We start from the raw sequence: 24,989 nt of genomic DNA on the forward strand, positions 1-24,989 counted from the left end.
TGTCCGCTTCATCGGCGATGTGATATGCAGATGGTTTTGTGTTGATTGGTTTTGTGATGATGCGGATGGTTTGATAATTTCAAAGGGGCTGATCGGTTTCGACGGTGACCTGTTCGTCGCAGGGAAGCGTGCCGAGAACGCGGAGTCCACTCGCTGACGTCCTCCGCAAAACAACAAGTGCTAAATCTAACCGCACTGAGTTCGCTCTCGCTGCCTGATTTCTGATCAGGATTAACCAGTGAGCAGCGGCTCCGTTCACTCCCTCCCGTCTTCGGGGGATGCTGAGCGTCATTTAGAAGACTTGCTTCAGTCGTTGACCTTCGGGGCGACTGAGGGACTTTAACCGCGGGTATGCTCGCCATCGGTCGTCCGCGACACAGATGGGGGCAGAAAAACCGCCACAAGGCCAGCGGACTACGCACGTAGAAGACTGAGGGTACGGTCATCGGACCCGGGTTCAATTCCCGGCAGCTCCACAGAGGTATGAGGGCCACTCCGCGAGGGGTGGCCCTTTTCGTTGGCGTTCCGGGCGTTTCGCCGTTCTCCCCATTTCGGCGTATTTTGGCGTCTTCCTTTCGCCGTCTTTTCTGGGTGTTCCGCAGAGTGGGTTCTGCGGGATGGATTCCAGAGCCCTTCGGATTCTTCTCGAGGTGTCCAGTCCAATGGGTGGCGCCCGGAGTTTTGCGCGTTTCGATTTCAATCGCCATCTGATCAGCGTGTTCTATGACAAAGCCATGCAGGCCATGTAAGCCATGTCGGGCATTCTCTCCATAGCGAGTCGTCAATGGCGCCTATCGCAAGGTGATTGCAGGGATCGGTGACTTTCAGGGATGCCTCGGGTGCGCGGCCTCTTCCGACCCTATGAGTGCGATCAGCGTCAATGCGGCAGGGGGCGGTGAACTTCATCGGCATCCGTTCGGCTGTTGATTCTTTGAACCGAAATACGTCCCGATCAATGAGATGATGGCCATTATGGCAGCCATGACCCATGTTCCCTGCTGACGGAGCGCTGCGACGAATCCATTGTCGTTCATGGCGGCGGCGACCACCGCCGTGAGAAAGAACACGAACAGAAACCAACCGACAAGCGAAGCCCAACGTGATTCCGTTCTCTTTGACAGCGGTGCATCCTTTCCAATTGTTTTCGTAGCCTACCGCAACCGCGAGCGGCACGACCACGAGCCATGCCCATCTGGAACATCAGGTCCCAACCGAAGTGCACAGGAACCCGGATGTCATCGCGGGGATGATCATCGGCGTTCCACTGCGATTCCGCGGGTCGCACTGCGCATCTAGTCGTCAGGGTCTGCGCGTCTAGTCGTCGGAATCGGGGAAGAAGACGTCCTCGATCATGCATCCGAAGGTGCCTGCGATCCGGAACGCGAGGGGGAGCGAGGGGCTGAAGCGCCCCTTCTCCAGCGAGATGACCGTCTGACGGGAGACCCCCAGAGCGTCCGCGAGGTTCTGCTGGGACCAGCCGCGCTCGGAGCGGAGGGTGGATAGGGAGTTTCGCATCAGCCCTCCTTCCTCCTGACGATGAGGTAGCGCAGGACAACGTCGGCGAAGGCGATCGCCGCCAGGATCATGGAGGCATGGCTCGTGGCGATGGGGATGTCGGCAAGCGCAAACGCCCCCGCGCTCAGGCCGATGATGGCGATCAGGTCGTTGAATGCGGATGATGCGGCCTTCTCGTACCACCAGCTCTCAACCGAGGATTCCGGGTCCCTGGGGGCATCGGTGAGAGTGTTGCGGTCGACCAGAACGGCCCACGCTGACACGAACATGCTCGGCAGGACGATGATCGTGGCTATGGCGAACGGTAGAGGCGACCACTCGCTCTGGAGAAGCGTGAACAGCGACCCGAAGAGCAGTGAGAGCGGCATGGCGATTGCCATGCTTGCTGCGACCAGGGCACCGGTGCCGCCGCCCCACTTCGATCGACCCCACTTCGATCGACCCCATTTCGAGCGCTGCCGGTTCGAGCGCTGCCGGTTCGGCGTATCGTCCACGGTGTTCATGAGGTTCCCTTCCATTCCTAAAACGGCAAGTATGTTTAACGGTCAAGTAAACTTGACTGTCAAGCGTGATTGACGTCAAATACGCTTGACAGGGAAGGGAAGGCCGGCCGTTTGCTGGACCCTCGATTTTGACACGTGGTCCAGGTTTTTAGATGCGGTGGTCATTCCGTTCGTCGCGCATCAGCGATCCCTGATGCCGAGCGCGCTTGCTGGGCATCGCCGGATGGCTCTCCGCCGTGTCGATCCCCGCGCTCATCGTTTTCGCGATGGCTGCCCAGGCCGTGGCGGTGGGCGTTCTGATACGGCTTGACGGGTTCTGCGAGAGGACGCCGCTCATCCGTCGAAAGCGGCGCTCTAGCGCCCCACCAGCCGCGGTATGTACCTGACCATCATGAACGCTCCCGCCAACCCGCATATCCCCATGAGCGCGGGAGCGGACCATAGTCCCGCCAGTGCCGTCATACCCGATATGGCCAGCGGTCCCGCGGCGGAACCCGAGTCGGTGAACACCCGCCATCCCGAGAGGAATCCCGGTGTGTCGTCGGCGGCGTAGCGGGTCGCGAGGTCGGAGCCCAGCGTCATGACGATTCCGCTTCCCATCCCATTGGCCAGAGACAGCAGTATCGCCACCGTCACATAGCCCCATTCCGCGGTGGCGAGGGGGAGCAGCAGATGGGCGAGGCTCAGGCCGGCGAGGACGGGCGCCGCCACCCAGCGTCGTCCGAAACGGTCCATGACCTGTCCCGATGTGTAGAACAGCGAGAGGTCGACGGCCCCTGCGATGCCCACGATGACGGCGATCCGGGATTCCGGGATGTTGAGCTGGACGCCCCACAACGGGAGGATCACCTGCCGCGAGGCCCTCAGCATCTGCAGTATTCCCGCCGCCGTTCCCAGTCTGATGAGGATCGGAAGATACGTGAGCACCGAAAGGCGGTGTCTCCGGGATCCGGACGCGGCTGATCCCTCGGTCGCATCCGAATCGGCGTCCGTTGTCGCCTGCATCGACAGGGGCTGTCGGGCCGTTTTCCCGGTCGTCGGCGCGGGCGTGTCCAGTCCACGTTCCGACCGCGCCACGGAGAGGTTCGCGGATAGCTCCTTCTCGGGGTCGGGCGTGACCCATAGAAGGATGAGAACTCCCAGACATGCCGTCACATGGATCCAATAGACGTCGTCCGATCCGCTCAGGGCGATGACCGGAGCGGCGATGAACGGACCTATGAACGCACCCACGCGCGTTGTTCCGCCTAGCAGCGACATCGCGCGGGCGCGGTACCACCAGGGCGTCCATGTGGTGAGGAACGAGTGGCGTGCGAGGTTGAACGTCGCGGAGGCGATGCCGATCATCAGGACGCCGATGGAAAGGACGATGAGGTTGGTCGCCATGCGGCAGGCGATGGCCGAGATGATCGCGATGACTGCCGCCAGACGCATCGCGAAGGTCTCTCCCCATCGGGCGACCGCGTAGCCGCTGGGCATGTCGCCGATGACCACGCCGATCATCAGGAGTCCCGATATCAGGCCGGCCCCCGCCAGTCCCGCACCTAAAGCCTTGGCGGTCAGCGGCACGACCGGGATCAGGGCTCCCTCGCCGGTGGCGAAAAGGATGGCCGGCATGTATATCGGTACGAACAGGTGCCGAAGGAATCCCATCTGATCCGAACCGCCCTGCCCGTCATCGCGTGTCATTCGCGTGAACCCTCCGTCGTCCCGTTGTGGTGTTGGTGCCCCGTTGTTTCGTCGTCCCGCTGTACTCGTGTGTCACTGTTGCCGATGGTCCGCAAGTAGGGCCATGCTTCGGGACCGTCATCCGGCGAGGTCGTTCCTCTCACCGTGATGATACGACCGTCTCACCGTGATGATACGACCGTCTCACCGTGATGATACGACTCCGTGGACGGAGTCGCACTGACATGCTCTAGCTGTGGGCCGTCGTGGTCGTCGTGGTCGGCGTCGTTTCCGGCGCTGGTATTTCGGTCGGCGTCGCCGTGGACGGGAGAGTGCCGGGCCTCGTCGTCAAGGGCGTCATCGAACGTGTCGACAGTCGCACCGCGGTGGCCATGCCGCCATCGCCACAGGAGGGATGACGCAGAAAATCGTTGCTGGGGTTGTGCTCTCCGCGCATCAGCGTCTCCCATAATGTCAGACGGGATAGGGAGATGGCTTCGATTCCGGTCAACGCGGCCTCAAGATGCTCGACGTACAGATCATGATGGCGTCCGATGATGTGGCGCATAAGGTCGATTCTGTGGGACATGCTGGTGATGTTGCTTGACGTCGTCGCGGTCCGATAGATGATGAGCTCCTCCGGAGCGATGGCGATATGTGCGTCGACGCGTGTGGAGAGGAGAGAGAGGAAGAAGTCCCAGTCCTCGAAACCCGAGCGCATCGCCTCGTCGTACCCTCCGGAGTCGGCGAAGGATCTCACACGGACAAGGCATGTGGCCGGACAGCAGTTATGCGACAGGAAATCCAGCGGTGCCCGGGAAGCATCGTCTTCAACCACTGTTCGCACCTCTCCCAGCGCTTCGGGTCCTCGCTCGTCACATCATCCTTAATGGTCGGGTCGCCACGTTGCCGGATCGCTGACGTGGAGCGCTTCCCCGTCGCGTTGGACAGACCGGGACTGCTCCGAGTGTAGACGCTGATATGCATGGCATGAGCCATCCGCCACCATGTTCAACTCGTGAGACATTCAATGATCGCGTACGATCCGGCAATATCATCGAAACAATACCTTTATAGGGTAGCGGCTTCGGGGCCACTGGGAGAGCGGCCTCCGAGTTCTCATCGAGATAAGAGATAAGGGAGAGGTCATTGGGATATAAGAGAATCACCGCTGCGATGGCGGCTGTTGCTGCGGTAGCGTCACTTGCCGCATGCGGAGGGGTCAAGGCGGGGACCACCCAGGATGGGTCGAACGCGATAACCATCGGAACGACCGACAAGATCGTGAGTCTCGATCCCGCCGGATCGTACGACAACGGCTCCTACGCCGTGCAGATTCAGGTGTTCCCGTTTCTGTATGCGCAGAACTACAAAACTTCGGTGCTCAGCCCCGATATCGCCGTCGATGACGGATCGTGGAGCTCAGATGGCACCGAGTTCACCGTCAAGCTGAAGGACGGCTTGACTTTCGCCAATGGGGACACCTTGGATTCCAAGGACGTCAAGTTCTCCTTTGACCGCGTCAAGAAGATCAACGATCCCAACGGCCCGTCGTCGCTTCTAGCCAACATCGAGTCCATCTCGACGCCGGATGCCTCCACTGTCGTCTTCAAGGACTCCGTGCCCTACGATGTCACTCTCAAGCAGGTCCTTTCCAGTCCCGCTGGACCAATCGTGGATGACGAGGTGTTCTCGGCCAGCAAGCTCACCAGCGCCGACACCATCGTGAAGAAGAACGCCTTTGCCGGCCCGTACAAGCTCACCTCCTTCAAACTCAACGAGGCGTTGTCATATGCCAAGAACACCAGCTATAAGGGGCTGACGCCGGCGAAGAACTCCGAGGTTCAGGTACAGTACTTTGCGGATTCCTCCAATCTCAAGATGGCCGTTCAGGAGGGGCAGATCGACATCGCCTACCGTTCATTGACTCCCACTGACATCTCCGACCTGTCGAAGAACTCCAAGGTCACGGTCGTCAAAGGGCCTGGCGGCGAGGAACGTCTGCTCGTCTTCAATATGAAGATCCAGCCGTTCGGCGAATCCCAAGCCGACGCGGACGCAGGAAAGGCCAAGGCTGTCCGGCAGGCGGTCGCCAACCTTCTTGATCGCGAGGAGCTGGCCGAGAAGGTCTATAAGGGGACTTATACCCCTATGTACTCCTATATTCCCGATGGTTTGATGGGGCACAAGGACACCCTCAAGACCGCATACGGCGACGGTGAGGGCGGACCCAGTCTGGACAAAGCCAAGAAGGTTCTTGAAGACGCCGGTGTGACGACGCCGGTCACGCTGAACATCCAGTACAATGCGGACCATTATGGAGCATCCTCCGCTGACGAATACGCAGCCATCAAGTCCCAGCTGGAGCAGGGAGGTCTATTCTCGGTCAAGATCCAGCAGACTGAATGGACGCAGTACAGCAAGGAACGTGTCGTAACGGACGACTCGGATGGATCCTATCCGCTGTACCAGCTTGGCTGGTTCCCCGATTATTCGGATCCCGACAACTACCTCTCCCCGTTCTTCCGCGACGGCAACTTCGTCAACAACGGATACCACAACTCCGAGGTCAACGACCTGATCGTCAAACAGGCGGGGGAGAAGGACGAGAGCTCCCGCAAGGCCATTCTCGAGAAGATCCAGGAGCTTGAGAGCCAGGATCTATCGACCATCCCCCTTCTTCAGGGATCCCAGCTGGCTGTTACCGGAAAGAACATCAAGGGTGTGGTTCTTGATGCGTCCTTCCGCTTCCGCTACGCCTCGGTGACCAAATCCTGACATAGGATTCATGCCGGTTGCGCCAGGGCTCAAGGCCGATGGAGACGCTTCCTCCACGGGAGCGTCCTCATCGGCTGTCGTCATGTCGGTGACCCCGCGACCGGCGAGGACGGCATGGGTATGAAGGACATCATCAAGGAGGATTCTCAGTGACATCGCACGCAACCGCCCGACCCGACACGGAAGCAGGGGGGGCACCCAAGACGGGGGCCGTGGATTCGGTCCGGGGAAAACCGCGGAGAAACAGAATTTCCGGTGGGTTCTTCCGATTCGTCATCACACGTTTCCTTCTGATCATCCCGACCGTGTTCATACTCGTCACCATCGTGTTCTTTGTAATGCGCGCCACTGGCGATCCCATTTCTGCCGCGATGGGAGGCCGTCTCACGCCGCAGGAGCTTCAGAGAAGGGTGCACGCGGCCGGATACGATAGACCGTTGATCGTGCAGTATATCGATTATCTGGGCGACCTCCTTCATGGTGATCTGGGAACGACGCTGACCGACAACCAGCCTGTTGCCTCGATTCTTGTGCGATATGGAGCGGCGACCCTTGAACTGACGCTTCTGTCGCTGGTTATCGCCCTGCTCGTGGGAATAGGTCTGGGCCGTCTGGCGGCCCGGAGGCGTGACAGCCTGTCCGATGCCTCCATCAGGGTCTTCGCGATTCTGTGCTATGCGACCCCGGTGTTCTTCCTTGGCTGATGCTCAAACTGATCTTCTCGGTGTGGCTGGGAATTCTCCCCAGCTCGGGCAGATCCTCGCTGTCTTCGGAGATGCAGTTTTCGCGTCTCGTGTCTCCGACGGGCCTGTACATCATCGATGCCCTTCAACTCGGCAATATGTCGGTTCTCGCGGATGTTCTTGGCCATGCCATCCTTCCGGCGCTCAGTCTGGGTCTTCTGACCGCAGGCGTGTTCATCCGGCTGGTCCGCACGAACGTCATCTCGACGTACACCTCGGGATACGTCGAGGCAGCGCGCTCTCGTGGGGTTTCCGAAGGACGCCTGCTGTCGAAGCACGCGTGGCGGCCCGCGCTCATACCCATCATCACCGTGATGGGCATGCAGATCGCTATGATGCTCGCCGGAGCGGTTCTTACCGAGACCACCTTCGAATGGAAGGGACTGGGATTCATGCTGTCCAACTATCTCAAGGCCCGGGATTTCGTCGCGGTCCAGGGGATTGTGATTCTCATCGCCGTGATAGTCTCCATCGTCAATTTCATCGTGGACGTCATCAGCGCCCTCATCGACCCGAGAGTGAGGTACTGACAGTGCCGTCCACGAACACTGAAACCACTGCAACGGTCGGTGAAAGGGTCGAGGCTCTTTCGGCACCGCGCGAATCCCCGTTCCTTTCACGTATCCCCTTCGTCAAGCAGCTTCGCATGGCCGTGGGATGGCAGAAGGCGATGCTTGTCGTCGGGCTTGTCATCACGGCGTTCTTCCTTGTTGTGGCCATCGCCGCGCCACTGATCGCACCGTATGGATATGCGCAGATCAAAAGCGCTGACGGAAAAGCATTCCCCACGCAGTCGTCGCCCGGTCCAGGTCATCTGTGGGGGACTACCGTCGGCGGATTCGATGTTTTCAGTCGGACGGTCTGGGGCGCCCGAACGGCGGTCATCGCCATCATCATCGCGGTTCTGCTGTCCATTTTCGTCGGTGTGTTTCTTGGTCTGGTGTCGGGGTACTTCGGTGGGTGGATCGATCGCGTACTGGTCGTCATAGCCGACGCCGTCTATTCCTTCCCCTCCCTTCTCCTCGCCATCCTCATGGCCATCATGATCTCCGGAGGACAGTCGAGCCTCTGGGGAGGAATCCTCGCCTCCGGCATCTCCATCACCGTGGTCTATATACCGCAGTACTTCCGTGTGATTCGGTCGGAGGTCGTGCGGATCAAGGAGTCCGCATACATCGAATCCGCCAAGGTCGTCGGCGCCTCCACATGGAGGATCATGACCAAGCACCTTCTGCGCAATTCGACGCGCACGCTGCCCGTCATCCTCACGCTCAACTCATCTGAGGCCATACTCACCCTGGCGGGTCTGGGATTTCTGGGATTTGGAATCGAGCCGACCGCTGCGGCGGAGTGGGGGTATGACCTTAACCGTTCGGTGGCCGATGTGACGGCCGGAATCTGGTGGACGGCCGTGGCGCCAGGCATCGCGATAGTGCTTATCGTTCTGGGAATCACCCTGGTAGGGGAGTCCCTCAATGATCTTGCCGATCCGCGTCTTCGTGCACGCAAGTCCGCCGGTGAGGTCGTCGGATCCATCGAGGACACTTCCGTCGAGTCCACGACGGGTGTGACGGTGATGGACCCCGAATCCGTTCCATCGCTGGAATCGGTGAAGGAGGAGCCGACGGGTTCCACAGTCAAGGGCAAGGGCAAGGGGAGCGAGGTGTCGGATCATGAGTGACGAACGGCAATCCGGAAGATCAGAGTCCGCGGATTCATCCCGAACCCTTCCCCATGACGAACTCGCCAGCATCACGGGGCTCAGTGTTTCGTTCATGACGGACGCCGGATCGATCAGGGCGATCGACGGGGTGAGCTTCACCATTCCGCGACGGTCTGTTGTGGGCGTCGTCGGGGAATCCGGATCCGGAAAATCAGTGACCGCGAGATCCATTATCAAACTTCTACCTGAGACGGCCACGACTTCGGGAGCAATCTATCTGTCGGGCCGGAGCGACGATCAAGGAATCGATGTCCTCTCCCTCAGTGGTGATGCGCTGCGCAGAATGCGTGGCGACAGGGCCGCAATGGTTTTTCAGGAGCCTAACTCCGTCCTCAACCCCGTGTATACGATAGGCTGGCAGATCGAGGAGGGACTACGTGCTCATGGTCTGACGAATCGTCATGAGCTAAGGAAGAAGTCGATCGAGATCCTACGCAAAGTCGGTATCCCCGATCCCGCGACCCGCGTGGACTACTATCCCCACCAATTCTCCGGAGGACAGAAGCAGCGTATAGTCATCGCGATGGCTCTTGTGCTCAACCCGGGTCTTATCCTCGCTGATGAGCCCACCACCGCTTTGGACGTGACGGTGCAGGCGGAGATTCTCGATCTGTTGCGTCTTGCCCGTGACGAGTTCGGGGCGAGTGTTCTCATCATCACCCATAACATGGGTGTGATCGCCGATATCGCCGATCAGGTGGTGGTGATGTATCGTGGTCGTGTCGTCGAGCAGGGGGACGTGGATCAGATATTCTATGCTCCTCAACATGAGTACACCCGTCGTCTTCTGGCTGCGGTTCCCCGTATCGGTCAGAAGATCGTGGTGACGAATCCTGATGGAACACCGATGACGAAGACAGACGACTGGCATGATCAGCCGGTCGCTGTGGAGGCGAAGGGTCTGACGATCACCTATCCGGGACGTCTGTTGCAACCGGATTTCGTGGCGGTTGACGGCATCGATTTCACTATCCGTCATGGCGAGGTATTGGGCTTGGTAGGGGAATCCGGTTCGGGCAAATCCACCACGGGGCGTGCCATCGCCGGGCTCCAACGAGTCAGCGGTGGTTCGCTCACGGTTCTCGGAACTGAGATGAACGGGGTGAAGGAACATGACTTCCGCCCTATCCGCACGCAAATCGGCTTCGTCTTCCAAGATCCGGGAAGCTCCTTCGACCCGTTGATGACGATCGAACAGAATGTCGCCGAGCCGTTAATCGTTCATCATGAGTACCCCACGGTCCAGGCCGCCCGTGACTATGTCGCACAACTTCTGGAGATGGTCCAACTTCCTCGCGCCTATATGGACCGTTTCCCTCATGAGCTGTCGGGCGGCCAACGCCAGCGTGCGTCGCTGGCCAGGGCTCTGGCGCTCAAACCTTCGCTGCTTATCGCGGACGAACCCACATCGGCATTGGATGTGTCCGTCCAGGCCAAGGTTCTGGAACTCTTCACCCGCCTCCAGTCCGAGATCGGTTTCGCGTGCCTGTTCATCACCCATGACCTTGCGGTGGTCGATATGTTGGCGGACAGAATCATGGTCATGCACAAGGGCCGCATCGTTGAGCATGGTGACGCGTCCGAGGTGATAAGTCACCCCTCGGACCCCTATACGAAGAAACTGCTGGCGTCCCTGCCGCTTCCCGATCCACGGGAGCAGCAGATACATCGGGAGAAGCTGCACGCGCTACTTCGTTCCTGATCGGTGGTAATCGCTCCAGATCGTCGCGGCATCGGGCATGATCCATATGATCATCGCCTATAGGCATTGCATCAACCTATGGTCATTGTCATCAGGCGTGGTTGGGGGGATATCGGCTCGTGCCGGAATCCCCCCAACCACCATCATTTCCGGAGTGAACTATTCGGATGGGGACTTGAAATCGGCGCTGACGGTGAACAGGGCCCGTGCATCGCCCGAATCCCTGTTGCGTTTGAAGCGTCGGACGTCCTCCATCCTCGCCACGGTGCTGCGGGCGAGGGGATCGGGAAGGGAGTCGGGGGCGAACCATCCCACCTCGAGGCTTTCGTCGTCGCCGACCCGTGCCGCATGGCTGCCGCCTGGAGCCGCATGGCAGTGGAATGTCAGATCCATGTACTGGGTGATATCCCCGTTGGGATACACGATGCGGTCGGTGGCCGAGGACACCGACGCCAACGCCTCCACGACGGCGTCGACCCCGGTCTCCTCGTGGACCTCGCGGATCACGGTGTCGGCGGGCGCCTCCCCGGGCTCGACGATTCCGGACACCAACGCCCACTGGCCGGTGTCCGATCGTCTTCCCAGAAGGACACGGCCGTCGTCGTCCTCCACGTAGGCGGTGACGCCGGTGAGCCAGAGAGGTCGATGCCCTATGAACCGGCGAAGCTCCGTGATGAAGGTCGGCGTTGTCATCGGACGTCGGCCGCCCGGCGCGCCATCCACGCCTCGACGTCGTCGATCTCCTTCGGGATTCCCGCGGAGATCCATTCGGGACCGTTCTCGGTCATGAGGACGTCATCCTCGATCCGGATGCCGATTCCCCTCATCTCCTTAGGGAGAAGGAGATCGTTCTGGGCGAAGTAGAGTCCCGGTTCGATGGTGAAGACCATGCCGGGGCGAATCTTCGCCTCCTGATAGGACTCGTAGCGGGCCTGCGCGCAGTCGTGCACGTCAAGACCGAGATGATGGGCCACCCCGCACGCCAGCCAGCGCCTGTGCTGCTGTCCCTCGGGGGACAGGGACTCCTCGACGTCCACATGGAGAATCCCCCAATCATGCAGCCGCTGGGCGATGACGCGCATGCACGCGTGGTGGATGTCCGAATACGTGGCGCCCGGACGAGCCGCCTCGAATCCCGCCCGCTGGGAGTCCAGAACGGCCTGATAGAGCCTGCGCTGCAGCGCGGTGAAATGTCCGCCGACGGGGAACGTGCGGGTGATGTCCGCGGTGTAGAGGCTGTCGACCTCGACCCCGGCATCGATGAGGAGCATCTCGCCCTCGCCGACGACTCCGGTGTTGCGCATCCAGTGCAGTATCGGCGCATGGGCGCCGGAGGCGATGATCGTGTCATACCCGACCGCGTTGCCCTCCTCCCGGGCCACGGAATTGAACGCGCCTTCGAGGATCCTCTCCGACCGGGGCCGCCCGACGGCCTTGGGAAGACGGGACAGAATGCGGTCGAAACCGTCCTTGGTGGCGTCCACCGCACGACGGATCTCGCGGACCTCGAAGTCGTCCTTGACCATGCGCTGCTCCGAGGCGAACTCATGGAATCTGTTGTCATGGTCCGTGTTGTCGCGCCGGTCGGGGAACCCGTTGGCTTCGCGCAGCGATTCGACCATGGAGCTGACGGATTCGTCGGTTCCGGGGATGACCCGCACGCGCACGGATCCCGCCTCCGCGCCGACGTCCTTGCCCACCGAATCCGCGAGCTGCGCTATGTCATGCGTTTCGATGCCCGTCATGGCGGCGAGCTCCTTGAGACCTGCGCGGGGACCCACCCAATACTCGCCGTAATGGGCGTCGCGATAGTAGTCCTCGGTGCTGTTGTCGGCGCGGGGAGCGACGAAGAGCTCGGGAACATGGGTCTCGCCCGCCGCCGCGCGCGGGTCGTCGGGATCGAGCGGGTTGAGGACGAGGACGGCCCCCGCCTCATAGTCCTGCCCCAGACCCGTGTAATAGGTGAAGGCGCTATCGGGACGGAACGCGTAGTCGCAATCGTTGTTGCGAACCTTGGGCTGACCGGCGGGAATGACCAGACGCTCCCCGGGGAACCGGCTCCCGAGCTTCCTCAGCCGAGCAGGCGTGTAGCCGCTCGAGGGAAGCGGCTGGACCGCGGGCTCGTTGTTGTCCCAGCCCGTGGTCATGAATTCCTTGAAGACCCTGCTGTTGGGGCGCAGCGAGCGATTGTTCACCCTGTCGGACATCGGCTGGTCGTCCCTTGGGGCCGATGCGCTCTCCTCCCGCTCGTAGCGCCTATCCTGCTCGGTGATGATCTCGCCCATCACGATCCTTTCCTGTCGATGTCCGTTACTGTGGATGTCCGTCCGAGGAGTCCGCGTCCGCGTCCGCGACCATTCTCACGGATCGACGGTGGACGGTGGAGTTCCCTGCGTCCGTCTGCCGTTCCGTCCGTCGTTCCGTCCGTCGTTCCGTCCGTCGCGAAATCCGGCTCCTTGTTGGATACTCATCCTCCGGCGACCATGGTAGTCGCGTTCCTGGCCGATCACCCGCGATGAACACCGGGACGCGCGCCGGAACGACGACGTATGGGCGCCGGAACGTGCGGGTTCGGCGCATGTGGGGCGTGATCCATGACGTGCCATCCGGAACGATGCCATCGGGGATGACGGACGCATCGGGGACGATGGGCAGCGGCTAGAATGACACCGGAACATAGGATTCGGACCTGTCCCGCAGCGGGAGAGGCCGTCGTGAAGCGCGTGGGCGCGGTGAGGGGACGTCGGAACATGTCATTCGAGCATCCCAACAGGTACGGGAAAAGAATGTTGGATGTCGAGCGTGAGATCATGCGACGACCTCCCGAGCACAACACCACGAACCTCGATCTGGATCGCATGGACATGATCCTCGACCTGATGGGACATCCCGAGGAGTCGTTCCGCGTCATCCACATCACGGGAACCAACGGCAAGGGGTCGACGGCCCGGATGGCGGAGGCGTTGTGCCGCGCCTATGGCATGCGCACCGGCCTGTACACCTCGCCTCATCTGGAACGCATCAACGAGAGGATCGGCATCGACGGGCGGCCTCTGACCGACGATGATTTCATAGACGCATGGGATCAGGTCCACGATCTGGTGGATATCGTCGACGCCCGCATGTCCGAGGCGGGGAAGCCGCCCATGAGCTTCTTCGAGGTCCTCACGGCGATGGCGGTGTGGGCCTTCGCCGACGCCCCGGTGGACGTCGCCGTGGTGGAGGTGGGGATGGGCGGACGCTGGGACGCCACCAATGTGCTTGACGCGGACGCCGCGATCATCGGCCCGGTGGACATGGACCATATGCAGTGGCTGGGGGACACCGTCGAGGAGATCGCATCCGAGAAGTCGGGGATCATCAAACCGGGATGCACGGCGATCATCGGCCCGCAGCCTCATGCGGAGAAGGTCATGCCCATTCTCATGGACGCCGCACGAGCCGCGTCGGCAACGGTTCTGCGCGACGGCGAGGAGATGCGGGTCGAGTCCCGCATGCCCGCGGTGGGAGGGCAGGTCGCCACTCTGCGAACGCCTCTGGGAGAATACCCGCAGATACCCATCGCGAAGTTCGGAGCTCATCAGGCGCATAACGCGCTCGCCGCCGTGGCCGCCGCCGAGGTGGTCGTTCCCGTCGCGGGGATGCTTGACGTGGACATCGTGTCGCAGGCGCTGGGATCCGTCGTCATTCCGGGCCGCATCGAGCCCGTGCGGACCTCTCCGACCATCATCATCGACGGCGGGCACAACGTGAACGCCGCCCAATCCCTGCGCGACGCCATCGAGGAGAACTACGACTTCTCGCAGGTGGTCGGCGTCGTGTCGATGATGCGCGACAAGCAGGTCGAGGACTATCTGGGCGTTCTCGAACCGCTGCTCAGCCAGGTGGTCGTGACCGAGAACTCCTGGCGCGACAGGGTCATGCCCGCCGAGGAACTGGAGAGGATCGCGGTGGGGGTGTTCGGCCGCGACCGGGTCGTTCGCCGTGACATGCTTCCCGACGCGATCCAGACGGCGGTGGATCTGGTGGATTCCCAGGATGAGATGGGGATCGGCTATGGCCACGGCGTTCTGATATGCGGAAGCTTCGTCACGGCAGGCGATGCGCGCGTGCTGCTCAAGGAGCGGCATGATCCGGATCTCGACAAGCCCAAATCCGAACGTGCGTGACGCGGATCGCCCATGTATCTCAAAGAACTGACCCTGCGCGGTTTCAAATCCTTCGCCTCGTCGACGACGCTGCGGTTCGAGCCCGGGATCACGGCGGTCGTGGGGCCGAACGGATCGGGCAAGTCCAATATCGTCGACGCGTTGACCTGGGTTATGGGGGAGCAGGGCGCACGCAATCTTCGGGGGACGTCGATGGAGGACGTCATCTTCGCGGGCACGGCCACGCGTCCCGCATTGGGACGGGCCCAGGTGACGCTGACGATCGACAACTCCGATCATGCGCTCGACATCCCCTATGCCGAGGTGACGATCAGCAGAACGGTTTTCCGCAACGGCGGCTCCGAGTATGCGATCAACGGCAGCCAGTGCCGGCTTCTGGACATTCAGGAGCTGCTATCGGACACGGGTCTGGGCCAGCAGATGCACGTCATCGTCGGCCAGGGACGGCTGGACGCGATCCTTCGGGCCGATCCGGCGGGGAACAGGGCCTTCATCGAGGAGGCCGCGGGAATACTCAAGCATCGCAAACGCAAGGAGAGGGCTCTTCGCAAACTCGCCGCCAGCGAGGACAACCTGTCGAGGGTTGACGATCTCATCGCGGAGCTGCGTCGGCAGATGGGTCCATTGGGGAGACAGGCGCGCATATCGCGTCGTGCGGATCGCATCACGGCGGCCCTGCGCGATGCGCGATGCCGTGTGGCCGCCGACGACGCCCTGACCTTGACGCGTCGGCTTGAGGAGATCACGCGATCCTCGCGGACGGCGCGCGAATCATTGTCGCAGGCGACTCAGCAGGCCGACGAGCTGCGCGCGCGCATCGCCGAATTGGAGGATCGCGGCACCGCGTCAAATCCCGAGCTGTCTCAATGCGAACGCGACTGGCATGAGCTGACCCAGGAGGCACAGCGCCTGAGATCGATGGCCGGAGTCGCCGTCGAACGGGCCGGATCCCTGCGCGCGTCGATGATCCATGAGTCGGGCGGGGACCCCGATGTCATCCGTCATCGCGCGGAGGAGCTGGCCTCCCAGGCGTCCGATATGGACGACGCCGTCGCACAGCGGCGTCTGGCCCTGGATGAAGCTACGGAGCGTCGTGCCGAGGATGAGCGGCGTCTGGCGTCGACCCGGCAGACGATGGCCCAGCTCCGACGGACGGCCCAGGAAAGGGAGGCCAGGCTTTCGCGTATCCGCGAGCTGATCGCCAAGGAGGATTCGGCCGCGCAGCTGGCCCGTTCCCGCGCCGGGGACCTTGACGCGCGGCATGATGAGATCGCACGCGAGATCGAGGATGTCGGCCAGCGTGTCTCGCGAACGGATCAGGAGGACCACGGGGATCCCGACGCCGGCGAGCGTTCGCTCAATCAGGCTTCCGACGAGCTCAGGGCGCGCAGAGATGAGGTCGCCTCCATCGAGAGGCGGCGGCGTGAGGTGGAATCCCAGGCGATATCGCTCGAGGCCAAGGCCGCCGCGTTGGACGAGACCCTGTCCAATCGGGATGGCGACGGGGAGTCCCGTATCCATGGGGACGTCACCGTGCATGGCCGGCTGTGGGACTTTCTCCGTGTGGAGTCGGGGTGGGAGGCGGCCGTGGACCGTGTCCTCGGCCCGTGGGGGACGGCCTTTGTGGTGTCGGGGGACGACGACATAGCGTCGATCGTTCTGTCTTCGGATTCGGATTCGGATTTCGTCACGGTTATGCGTCCATGGTCCGATGGCGATGGCGATGGTACCGGTGATGGCACCGGCGATAGCGATGGTGACGGCGACGGCGGGTCGCGGGTCCGTCCCGTGCTGTCGGGCTCCCTGGCTGATCGTCTTTCGGTCAACCCGGAATGCCCGGACGGGGACTTCGCGCGCTCCGTGGTGGAGACGGTGTCCGCGATGGTGGTGGACGTGGCCTGCGCGGACTCCGCCCGGGAGGCTTTGGATCTGGTCCGTGACGGGCGGTGGAGGGCGGCGGTGACCTCCGACGGCGTGATGGCGCGGCGGGGCGCGGCGATGTCCGGCACGTCCGACGGATCGTCGGATATGCTCCTCGCCGCCGCGAGGGATCAGGCCCGCGCGCAGGCGCGTGAGAGGCGTCGTGAGGTAGCGGACTTCCACGACGCGCATGAGGCCGCCGTCCATGCGGTTGACGAGGCCTCCCGGCGGGTGGAGTCGATGAGGGCCGAACTGGCGGAGGCTCGGCTGCATGAGCGTGAATCCCGTAGCCGCCGAGGAATCGCGAAGGCGTCTTCTCGAGCTGCGTCGTCAGCTGTCCCAGGTGGATGACGCCCGTCATGAATGCCGCGATCAGGAGAAAGCCCATCAGGAGCGCGCCCAGGACGCCCGGCGTGCGCTCGCGTCGCCGGAGGGTGGTGCGGGCGAGGGGAACACGGACATCGATTCCCTTGCCGAGCACGAGACGCGGCTGGAGTCCGCGCTGGCTCGGAGCCGCCAGACGGAGATGGACGCGACGATGGCATGGAAGGAGGCCTCGCGTTCCTGCGAATCCCTGCGCAGGCAGTCGGATATGCTGTCTGATGAGGCCGCTCGTCTTCTGAAGAAGCGCGAGCAGGCGCGGCGGCGCAATGCGGACATCCAGACCGCCATCGACGTCGTGACGAGGGTCGCGGCGGACGCGCGGCGGGCCGCGGGAATGGCCGACGCCGCCATCGAGGCGGTGGCGGAGCGCAGATCGGCGCTGATGGAGGCGCTGGCGTCCACCAACGACATGCTCCGGGGACTTCGCGCCCGAAGGGATGATCTCGAACCCCGGCTGGAAGATCTGAGATCCGAGGTCCATCACGTGGATCTGGACATGCAGCGGACGCGGTCCGCGTATGACGAATTGTCCCGAAAGTCGTCGGAGGAGCTCGGCATGGACGTCAACGAGCTCATCCGGGATTTCGGACCCGACAGGCCGGTTCCGCTTCTCGACGATGATGGGCGACCGATCCCCGTGGACGGGGATTCGGACGACGACGCCGCGGTCGACGGGGATTCCGACGAGTCCGGTGGCTCCGGGGAATCGCCGGATTCCCCGATCCGGTATCGGACGGTGCCGTATGACCGCGCCGAACAGGAGAAGAGGCGCGACAAGGCCCAGAGGGATCTCGCCGCTCTGGGCCGCGTCAACCCTCTGGCCACGGAGGAGTATGACGCGCTTGAGGAGAGGCATCGCTTTCTGGTGTCGCAGCGCGATGACGTCGTCGCGGGACGGAAGGACCTGATGACGCTGGTCTCTCGGATCGACTCCACCATGGTCGAGGTGTTCCGGAGCGCCTTCGAGGACACCGCCAGGGCCTTCGAGGACGTGTTCTCCACGTTGTTCCCCGGCGGCAGGGGACGGCTGCGCCTGGAGGATCCCGACGACCCCCTGACGACGGGTGTCGTGGTCGAGGCCAGCCCCGCGGGGAAGAGGGTCCGACAGCTCAGTCTGCTGTCCGGCGGAGAACGGTCGTTGACGGCGTTGGCCCTTCTGCTCGCCATATTCACCGCGCGCCCCAGCCCGTTCTACGTCATGGACGAGGTCGAGGCCGCGCTTGATGACGTCAATCTGTCGCGTCTGCTCGACGCCCTGTCCTCACTCAGCAGGCACGCGCAGCTCATCGTCATCACGCATCAGCAGAGGACGATGGAGATCGCCGACGCCTTGTACGGCGTCACCATGCGCTCTGATGGCGTCACGTCGGTGATCAGTCAGAGGCTGGATGCGTTCGGTGACGAAGACGGGAGCGCGCGGCCTTGACTGCCGTGAGTCCACGGTACAGGCCCCTGCGCAGCGGGACGTCGCGGTCGGGAGCGATCTCGGCGACGTCCTCGGTGAATTTGGTCTTGAACTCGTTCAGTCCGTTGAGCGTCGGAGAGAAATCGCTGCCGATGCCCATCAGATCGTAATCCCTCAGGCCCCGGCGGCCGAGCTCGCAGCATTCCCAGTAGAGCAGACGGTCGGTGGCATGCATCCTCATGGCGTCGGTCCGCATCGCCGCGTAGTACCGCACCGCCCTGGTGCCATTAACCGTGACGATGGACCAGGCAATCACCTTGCCGTCGTGACGTGCCGCGAACACGCGGCAGTGGTCCTCGCCCAGGGTCCTGAGCATCGTTTCGTAATCCTCGATGGGGGCTGGGGCGAAACCGTCCCGTGCCCCCGTCTCGACCATGATGTCGTAGTAGTCCGCGAAGGAACCGATGGCCCTCGTGGTCTCATCGGCGCATGTCGCCGGGCATTCTCGCAGGGATTTGCGCACGTCTCGCCTGCCGCGCCTTTTCATCCTCGCGAGGATCGCGTCGTCGCCGCCCGTCACGTCGATGATCACCGTGTGGTCGTACGGGACCGACGACAGGGTGGAATGGGTGAGCGGGGACTCGAACCATACGGCGCATCGCAGGAAAAGCTGCGAGCCGTCCCTGTGACGTATGGCCGACGACAGGGCGGCGAGGACGGATTCCTCCAGAGCCCGTGACGGCGTGCCGGACACCCATACGGGGCCATGCCATGAGCGGAGGAAACGGTAGCCATGCGTGGTGAACTCCACCAGCGAGATCAGCGCGACGACCTCGTCTCCATCCCGGATGACGGCCGATCCCCAGTACCGCCGTCCCGGAATCGTGTTCTGGTACTCCATCCAGGCGTCCGTCTGCTCCAACGGAAGCGCGACGCCGTGGTCGTGCGCCTCACGCTGCGCGTCCTGTATGGTGGCGAATTCGACGCTGGTCAACGATGTCTCCAATCCTGTGCGGTTGTCACGCCCCTCGCATGGGTTCGGTTCCCCATGACGCGTGGCCACGGCCCACCTTACAACGTGTCGGATGACCGGATGCCGCGGAGGGGGATTCATGGCGGGACCGACACGGAACGCGGCGAGTGCGCGCGGTCCGCCGGTGTGTCAGCGTGTCGGCGTGTCGGCGCCTAGGACCGAGTGGAGCCGCGGGCATCGTCGTCGCCTTCATCAGCGTTGCCTTCACCATCGTCGCCGCCGCCATCGACGCCGCCGGCGTTCGGACCATCGGCGTCAAGGCCCAGGGCGCGGCGCAGCACGACGCGGTCACCATCGTAGGGGACGCGCGCGCCGTTGATGATGTTGCAGGTCTCGTGTCCCTTGCCGATTACGAGGATGATCGACAGCCGATCCGGATGGTTCCGCGCGTCGGCCACGGCCGCCTCGATCGCGGCCTCGCGGGGGATGACGATGCGCGCGCTCGCCGCGGGATCCGTGACGTGGTCGAGCATCTGGCGCGCTATGGCCTGGGGATCTTCGAAGTTGGGGTCGTCGAGCGTGAAGATGAACGACTCGACGCGTCCCAAGGCGGCCGTCACGATGCCCTCGCGTCTGTCAAGGGCCTTGCCTCCGGCCGACCCCGTGACGAGGATGATGCGGGGGTTCCGGTCCCCGAAGCGCCGGTCGACTTCGTCTAGCAGCGTCGACGTGCTGATGTGGTTGTGGGCGAAGTCGACGTATCCGATGATCCCGTCGGCGGAGACGTCCCGTTCCATGTGCCCTGGGACCTGGATGCCGGATGGCGCCGACATGGCCGGATCGTTGGGGGTGACGCCCGCGGCCGCGGCGATCGACATGGCCGCGGCCGCGTCGAGGGCGTTGGCCTCGCCCGGCATGGTCAGGGATATCGCGGGGAGCGTGACGCCGTTGACCACGGGAATGTAGCGGTCCAGATCGCTGGTCGTGGCGATCGTGGTGTCCGCGGGGCTGTCCAGACCCGATGCGGGATCGTGAAGGGCGAAGGTGTCGACATGGATGCCCCGTTCGGCCGCGTCCTGAAGAAGAAGACCGGCATGGTCGCTGTCCATCCCCAGAACGAGCCGCCGGCAGTTGCGCACTATCTGGCGTTTGCAGAACAGATAATCCTCGAAGGTGGGATGCTCGATGGGGCTGATGTGGTCGGGGCTGATGTTGAGGAACGCCCCCACGTCGAAGGTCAGTCCGAACACGCGCTCGACCTTGTACGCCTGTGACGAGACCTCCATGACCATGTACCGCATGCCGTTGTCCACGGCCCGTCGCATGAGGCGCATCGCGTCCAGCGATTCGGGCGTGGTGAGGGTCGATTCGGTCATCGTGTGGCCGTCCACGCAGTTGGCGAGGGACGAGATCAGCCCGCAGCGTCCCCCCGACGCGGCGTTGAGGATGGCCTGGGTGAACCAGGCCGTCGTCGTCTTCCCCTTCGTTCCCGTGATGCCGATGAGGGTGAGCTCGTCCTGGGGACGCCCGTGGAATTCCGAGGCCAGCAGGCTCAGGGCCTTGCGCGAGTCGTCGACGATAAGGCCGGGTGCGGCGGTGCGTGCGCTCAGATCCGTTTCGGCGACATAGGCCGCAAGTCCTCTTGCGTCAGCTCCATCGAGGAACTCCGGACGGAAGCGCCCTTTGCAGCACATCATCGTCCCCGGGGTGATGCTTCTGCTGTCGTACGTCAACGACGTCAGCGGATCGTCGCAGCCGGGAACGTCGTCCGGGTCCATGGTCCACGTGGAAGGGGTGATGATCTCGCGCAGAAGGCCCGCGCCGTGCAGAAGCTCCGCCGCCGATCGCAACGACAATGACATGGTCCTCTCCCTTGCGTTCGATGAGCTCACAGCCACCCCTCGCGGATGGGCTGGCGTCCATGCGACTCCAGCCAGGTGTTGAAGGACCGGCGCCACCGTTCATGCGCCTGACGCTGCCAGTCCATCAGATTTCCCAGCGGCATCCGTGCCACGGTGGGGTACAGTTCGGACATCGCGGGGATGAGATCGACCGCCGCTATCGTGTCGGCAAGCGCGTCATGGAACCGCCCGTCAGGTTCTATCCCGTAGTATTCGGTGGTGTCGGACAGGGTCCGCCGCCCTCGTCGGGTCGATACAGCACGGTCGATGACCAGGGGGTCGATGACCAGCGGCATCTCGACGTCGGGCAGCTTCCACCTTTTCAGGTCGGCATGGACCATGCCCACGTCGAAGGGGGCGTTGTAGGCGAGCAGGGGGATGGACCTCCTCTGGGCCGCCGCGATGATCGCGCCGATCTCGTCAAGGGCGGCCTCGGGCTCCTGCCCGTTGAGCGCGACGAACTCGTCCGTGAAGCCGTTGACGCGCGACGCTCCGGGGCTGATGGGACGGTGGGGGTTGATCAGCCATGAGGCGCATGTCTGCGCGTGGTGGTCGGCCCCCGCGCCGCGCGGACGCAGCACCAGCGATGCGGAGACGATGGAATCCCGTCCCACGGCCGCACCCGTCGTCTCCGTGTCGAATCCCAGAATCGCCGATTCGCGCAGGGGCGTGTCCTCCCTCTGCTCCGGGATGTCGTCGATCGCGCGGTGAAGGGTGTCAAAGGATGAATCCATGCCCCTCATTGTGCCCGGGCAAAATGACAATGGAGGCGTGCGCGCCGTGTCGCGCCTTCCTGCCGCGCTCCGCCCGACAGCATCCGCCCCGTGCGACCATATGGCGTCACATGCCGGGTCGTGACCGGTGCGGGGGAGTTTAGAATGAGGGATGTGAAGGACGAACGGCAGGAGAGCGTGGCGCAGAAGCGCGCCCGCTTCGAGAGGCTCGCTCTTCCGGCGGTCAACGCGTTGTATCGCCAGGCCATGAGGCTGACCAACAATCCGGAGGACGCGCAGGATCTGGTTCAGGACACCTTCGAAAGGGCGTTCAAGGCCTTTGATGGTTTCCAGCCGGGAAGCAACTTCGAGGCGTGGATGTCGACGATCGAGCGCAACGCCTTCTTCAACCAGTACGCCAAGGCGAAGCGACGTCCCAAGCGCGCCAATGATTCGACCGGCGAGTACAACGACTGGGACATCTATTCGGCGTCGGGGCATAGTTCCGGGGGACTGAAGTCCGCGGAGCAGGAGTATCTCGACGCGTTCGCCCCCGAGGAGATCATGCGCGCGTTGGCCGCGCTGAACCCCGAACGACGTCAGGTCTTCATCGACGCCGCAATCGACGGGAAAAGCTATCAGCAGGTCGCCGATGAGCAGGGCGTTCCCATCGGCACGGTGATGAGCCGGTTGAACCGCGCGCGTGCCCAGCTCCGCCATGAGCTCGCGGCGTATGCGGCCAGCAGGGGATATGGGAGAGCGAAGACCGCTGGGTCTTCACCATCCGCGAACGCGGCGCCGGAGGGCAGCGACCATAATGGTGACAGAACGTTGAATGTTATGGAAGGTGCCATGGAAGGGAAGTCGGCATGAGCGCAAGCATGGAGGGCCGCGATGATGGCGGTGGCCGTGTCTCGATCGCCTCGGTGTCGCATTCCCATATTCGCGTCGAGGGCATCGAGGCCGAAGGCCACGGGGGATCCTCCGACTGTCCGTGCGCCGATTCCGCGGGCATGGACGTCGTCGTGCGGTCCTCGGTCGAGGTGACCGTCGATGTGGAGCAGTCGTCGTCCTCCGAGCTCATCGAGGAGGACGCGGTTCCCGGGGCTTCGGGGCGTTCCTCCGAGCGCTGCTTCGACCCCGAATGCTCGTGTGACGAACGCGAACGGGCCCTTATCGAGATGCTACGGGCCTATCTTCGTCCCACGACGGCTCCCGAGTGCCTGCTGCGGCGTCTGAGGGACACCATCGACCATTGCTGTCACGACGAGATCGGTGACGACTAGGGATTCCGTGTGGTGGCTTCCGGAACGTCGTTTCCGCGACAGAGTTGCAGGGTTGATGTTTGAGGCTACTGGGAACTGTGACGATGCCGAGAAGCTGTGACGGGGAAGAGGCCCCAGGATACGGAAGAGGTCCGGAGGATGTCCTCCGGACCTCGTGTGCTGGCGGTCGTTGCTGTGCGACCACCGTCGGCGGCCGATGATGGGTGGCCCTTGACGGGATTCCATCGATGCCTGCGACATCCTCGATGAGGACGACAGGGCTCTCAGGCGTTTGGCCTTTTGCCGTGGTTGGCGGCCTTCTTGCGACGATCCTTGCGCTTGCGTCCGCGCATACCCATGATGGACTCCTTCACTTGACTGTTGACGAACCCTCGGAATTATCGCACAAACCTCAGACCTGCACAATGCGACGGCGCCGAAGGGCCGTCGTTCCAGCCGGATGACAGGCGGTCGTCCGATGGGGGATAACCGCCCGTCGGGACGTCGTCGCCGATGGGTCAGGACGCGTCGTCGATGGACGCGGATATCCCCACCGTGGTCGAGACGGTCTCATCGGGATGGATGACCGTCAGATCGATGCCGGTGTTGAAGGCGTTGGCATAGGCCGTTTGCGGCTCCACGGCGATGCCTGCGGGCCGGGTCTTCTCGGGGAAGCCCGTTCCCGTGCACACCTGGAAGGATGTGACGGTGGAATCCCCATGGATGCCCACGGTCATGCCGTCGGGCCGGATCAGCCTCGCCGTCGCGTGCCCCGACTCGTCCCGGAGCAGATCCGTCCATGCGTCGTCGAAATGGCGTCCCTCCATGATGGTGGATTCGCGCAGGTCGTATGCCGTGCCATCGACGGGTTCGGTCCCGGTGGGAAGGAGGCGGTCGTCGACCGTCACATGGGTGTCCGCGGGGATGGTAAGCGCGCACCGCCCGTTGTCGGACTCGATCCGGTCGCCGTATCCGTTGAGCCCATTGGCGATCCACGGATGGATGGCCATGGCCCAGGGGGCGTTCGCACTCCCGTGGTTCCAGGCCTTGACCGTGAGACCAAGACCTTCGTCGTCAAGCGTATAGGTGGCGTTGACGATGACGTCGAAGGGGTATCCCGGGATGTTCGGTGCGCGCCATGTCAGCTCGACCTGCGTCTCCGAGGCGCTCACCGGAGTCCAGAGGGAGCGGTAGCCGTATCCATGGATCGCGTTGTGCCGGTCGTGCTCGTCGATGGGCAGGCTGTGGGCGACGCCCTCGAAGGAATATTCGCCGTCGGCGATACGGTTCGGGAAGGGGATGAGTAGCTGGCCCCTGCTGACGGTCACCGTGTCGTTGGCTCCGAAGGGGATGATCACGTCCCTGCCCTTGTATGTCAGGGACCGTAGGGCCGCTCCCTGCTGCGTGACCACGGCCCTGTAGTCGCCTGACTCGATGATGTACTGATTTCCTGAGCGTGGAGGGAGTGAAAAAGACATAGCCAATCCTTCGTAGTGTGTTTGTAGTGTGTTCGTAGTGTGGCGTCGTGCCGCGATTCCTCCGTTGGCGCGCACGACCTGTGCGCCTCATCAGTGTAGTCCCGCGGCCGTTATCCCGGTGATGGGAATTTGATAGGGTATTGAGCCGA

General features: G+C 63.0%; 18 protein-coding genes, 1 other RNA gene and 3 pseudogenes. 10 read left to right on the forward strand and 12 right to left on the reverse strand.

Annotated elements, in window-relative coordinates; all coding sequences use genetic code 11:
- Positions 1–84 precede the first annotated feature (84 nt).
- Positions 85–479, forward strand: a transfer-messenger RNA (tmRNA) gene (gene ssrA, locus BMIN_RS08350).
- Between the two features lie 835 nt (positions 480–1,314).
- On the opposite strand, the gene BMIN_RS03410 is transcribed toward ssrA, so the two are convergent.
- The 5 genes from BMIN_RS03410 to BMIN_RS03430 all read right to left on the reverse strand — a co-directional run bounded on the left by BMIN_RS03410 (position 1,315) and on the right by BMIN_RS03430 (position 4,524).
- Positions 1,315–1,515 carry a helix-turn-helix transcriptional regulator gene (locus BMIN_RS03410; protein ID WP_022861079.1) on the reverse strand — a complete coding sequence of 67 codons (201 nt, stop codon included), beginning with the start codon at positions 1,513–1,515 and terminating at the stop codon, positions 1,315–1,317.
- Entirely contained in the window at positions 1,515–2,018 is a 504-nt protein-coding gene (locus BMIN_RS08035; RefSeq protein WP_022861078.1) for a hypothetical protein, read from the reverse strand. Before BMIN_RS08035 ends, BMIN_RS03410 begins: the two co-directional genes overlap by 1 nt.
- A gap of 148 nt (positions 2,019–2,166) precedes the next feature.
- Positions 2,167–2,355 (reverse strand): hypothetical protein, encoded by a 189-nt coding sequence (locus tag BMIN_RS03420; protein WP_022861077.1) that lies wholly within the window; start codon positions 2,353–2,355, stop codon positions 2,167–2,169.
- 17 nt (positions 2,356–2,372) lie between these two features.
- On the reverse strand, positions 2,373–3,707 hold the full coding sequence (locus BMIN_RS03425; RefSeq protein ID WP_022861076.1) for an MFS transporter: 1,335 nt from the start codon (positions 3,705–3,707) through the stop codon (positions 2,373–2,375).
- Between the two features lie 229 nt (positions 3,708–3,936).
- On the reverse strand, positions 3,937–4,524 hold the full coding sequence (locus BMIN_RS03430) for a glycosyltransferase family 2 protein (protein ID WP_022861075.1): 588 nt from the start codon (positions 4,522–4,524) through the stop codon (positions 3,937–3,939).
- 338 nt (positions 4,525–4,862) lie between these two features.
- Between BMIN_RS03430 and BMIN_RS03435 the strand changes: the two genes are divergently transcribed.
- The 4 genes and pseudogenes from BMIN_RS03435 (at position 4,863) to BMIN_RS03450 (ending at position 10,632) form a co-directional block, all read left to right on the forward strand.
- Positions 4,863–6,464 (forward strand): ABC transporter substrate-binding protein, encoded by a 1,602-nt coding sequence (locus BMIN_RS03435; protein WP_033395454.1) that lies wholly within the window; start codon positions 4,863–4,865, stop codon positions 6,462–6,464.
- 212 nt (positions 6,465–6,676) lie between these two features.
- Positions 6,677–7,737 (forward strand): annotated as a pseudogene (locus tag BMIN_RS03440) (ABC transporter permease).
- Positions 7,738–7,739: 2 nt separating this feature from the next.
- Positions 7,740–8,888, forward strand: coding sequence for an ABC transporter permease (locus BMIN_RS03445; protein WP_022861072.1), 1,149 nt, complete (start codon positions 7,740–7,742; stop codon positions 8,886–8,888).
- Positions 8,881–10,632 (forward strand): dipeptide ABC transporter ATP-binding protein, encoded by a 1,752-nt coding sequence (locus BMIN_RS03450; RefSeq protein WP_022861071.1) that lies wholly within the window; start codon positions 8,881–8,883, stop codon positions 10,630–10,632. The genes BMIN_RS03445 and BMIN_RS03450 overlap by 8 nt, the downstream gene beginning before the upstream one ends.
- Positions 10,633–10,791: 159 nt before the next feature.
- On the opposite strand, the gene BMIN_RS03455 is transcribed toward BMIN_RS03450, so the two are convergent.
- Together BMIN_RS03455 and BMIN_RS03460 are read right to left on the reverse strand one after the other, a co-directional pair.
- Positions 10,792–11,325, reverse strand: coding sequence for an NUDIX hydrolase (locus BMIN_RS03455; RefSeq protein ID WP_026647431.1), 534 nt, complete (start codon positions 11,323–11,325; stop codon positions 10,792–10,794).
- Entirely contained in the window at positions 11,322–12,917 is a 1,596-nt protein-coding gene (locus BMIN_RS03460; protein ID WP_022861069.1) for an aminopeptidase P family protein, read from the reverse strand. Before BMIN_RS03460 ends, BMIN_RS03455 begins: the two co-directional genes overlap by 4 nt.
- 465 nt (positions 12,918–13,382) lie before the next feature.
- Between BMIN_RS03460 and BMIN_RS03465 the strand changes: the two are divergent.
- The 3 genes and pseudogenes from BMIN_RS03465 to BMIN_RS08920 all read left to right on the forward strand — a co-directional run.
- Positions 13,383–14,780: pseudogene (locus tag BMIN_RS03465) on the forward strand (bifunctional folylpolyglutamate synthase/dihydrofolate synthase); the annotation flags it as partial.
- Positions 14,781–14,813: 33 nt separating this feature from the next.
- The gene (locus BMIN_RS08915) at positions 14,814–17,072 is read left to right on the forward strand and encodes a chromosome segregation SMC family protein (RefSeq protein ID WP_238565605.1); all 2,259 of its coding nucleotides are present in this window, start codon (positions 14,814–14,816) and stop codon (positions 17,070–17,072) included.
- Between the two features lie 280 nt (positions 17,073–17,352).
- Positions 17,353–18,531, forward strand: a pseudogene (locus tag BMIN_RS08920) (AAA family ATPase); the annotation flags it as partial.
- Here BMIN_RS08920 and BMIN_RS03475 read toward each other — a convergent pair.
- The 3 genes from BMIN_RS03475 to BMIN_RS03490 all read right to left on the reverse strand — a co-directional run bounded on the left by BMIN_RS03475 (position 18,479) and on the right by BMIN_RS03490 (position 22,118).
- Complete coding sequence (locus tag BMIN_RS03475; RefSeq protein ID WP_026647430.1) at positions 18,479–19,504, reverse strand: lipid II:glycine glycyltransferase FemX; 1,026 nt, start codon at positions 19,502–19,504, stop codon at positions 18,479–18,481. The pseudogene BMIN_RS08920 and the gene BMIN_RS03475 sit on opposite strands and share 53 nt — an antisense overlap.
- Positions 19,505–19,695: 191 nt before the next feature.
- Positions 19,696–21,345 (reverse strand): Mur ligase family protein, encoded by a 1,650-nt coding sequence (locus BMIN_RS03485; protein ID WP_022861064.1) that lies wholly within the window; start codon positions 21,343–21,345, stop codon positions 19,696–19,698.
- A 26-nt stretch (positions 21,346–21,371) separates the two neighbouring features.
- Positions 21,372–22,118, reverse strand: a complete 747-nt coding sequence (locus BMIN_RS03490) for an exonuclease domain-containing protein (RefSeq protein WP_022861063.1) — start codon at positions 22,116–22,118, stop codon at positions 21,372–21,374.
- Between the two features lie 144 nt (positions 22,119–22,262).
- Between BMIN_RS03490 and BMIN_RS03495 the strand changes: the two genes are divergently transcribed.
- Positions 22,263–22,970, forward strand: coding sequence for a sigma-70 family RNA polymerase sigma factor (locus tag BMIN_RS03495; RefSeq protein ID WP_051126288.1), 708 nt, complete (start codon positions 22,263–22,265; stop codon positions 22,968–22,970).
- The gene (locus tag BMIN_RS08545) at positions 22,967–23,383 is read left to right on the forward strand and encodes a hypothetical protein (RefSeq protein ID WP_022861061.1); all 417 of its coding nucleotides are present in this window, start codon (positions 22,967–22,969) and stop codon (positions 23,381–23,383) included. Before BMIN_RS03495 ends, BMIN_RS08545 begins: the two co-directional genes overlap by 4 nt.
- A 263-nt stretch (positions 23,384–23,646) precedes the next feature.
- Here the strand turns inward: BMIN_RS08545 and BMIN_RS09180 are convergent, their stop codons facing one another.
- Both BMIN_RS09180 and BMIN_RS03505 read right to left on the reverse strand, forming a co-directional pair.
- Positions 23,647–23,721, reverse strand: coding sequence for a 50S ribosomal protein bL37 (locus BMIN_RS09180; protein WP_003817083.1), 75 nt, complete (start codon positions 23,719–23,721; stop codon positions 23,647–23,649).
- Between the two features lie 159 nt (positions 23,722–23,880).
- Positions 23,881–24,840 carry an aldose 1-epimerase family protein gene (locus tag BMIN_RS03505; RefSeq protein ID WP_022861060.1) on the reverse strand — a complete coding sequence of 320 codons (960 nt, stop codon included), beginning with the start codon at positions 24,838–24,840 and terminating at the stop codon, positions 23,881–23,883.
- Positions 24,841–24,989: the final 149 nt, after the last annotated feature.

The sequence above is a fragment of the Bifidobacterium minimum genome (assembly GCF_000741645.1).
Taxonomy (GTDB): domain Bacteria; phylum Actinomycetota; class Actinomycetes; order Actinomycetales; family Bifidobacteriaceae; genus Bifidobacterium; species Bifidobacterium minimum.